We start from the raw sequence: 750 nt of genomic DNA on the forward strand, positions 1-750 counted from the left end.
TGCATCTGTGGGAGCCACGCCTGATGCAACCCCTGATAGCACACGGTTGTCGCCATTGGTGTTGGCAAAGCTCACACTAGTACCGCCTGTTTGCCCGCCCACAGTGATAGCGCCTGTAACTGCATCTTGACGGACGATACCAGCGGTGCCGTTGGTTAAGCCGGCGATATTGGTAGTGTTAGTAGCAATATTGCCAGTGTTAGTCGCGATGTTGCTCGTGTTAGTCGTGGTACGACCATCTAGGTTGCCAAGCGCGTCACCTACGTTGTTGTAGGTAGTAGTGTCAATGGTGTTAGCACCATTGTTTAGGACGTAGCTTGGCGCTTTTACTGTGCCCGTAGTAGCATCGTAAGTTGCGCCGCCGCCTAAGTTGGTGGCGATAGAACCCGCCGCCGTATTGAGCTGACCGCCATTGATAGCGTCTTTGCTACCCGTAGTGGTCGCGCCGTTAGCCACATTCACAATATTCTGATTGTTGGCATCAAAGCCATTGGCTTTGACTTTTCCGGTAAACGTCGGAGCCTCAACAAAGCCAAGCTCAACACCATTATCGACTCTAGATACAGTCAAATTGCTATTGCCTGAGGTGACAGCTTGAACCGCACTGTCCGCTTTACCAAGGCTAGCCTTAGTGGCGGCATTTAAGCTGACCGCATAGTCGGTTACGTCATTTGTGGGGGGGCCTGCAGCAACGTCTAAACCACCATTTGTAGCGGCAGAGACGGTGCTCTTTTCGGCATTAACAGTGTA

At 52.0% G+C, this 750-nt stretch carries 1 pseudogene; it reads right to left on the minus strand.

What is annotated here, in order from left to right:
- Positions 1-750: pseudogene (locus B2866_RS08355) on the minus strand (hypothetical protein); the annotation flags it as partial.

The organism is Psychrobacter sp. UBA3483, assembly GCF_002377905.1.
In the GTDB taxonomy this organism is placed as follows: domain Bacteria; phylum Pseudomonadota; class Gammaproteobacteria; order Pseudomonadales; family Moraxellaceae; genus Psychrobacter.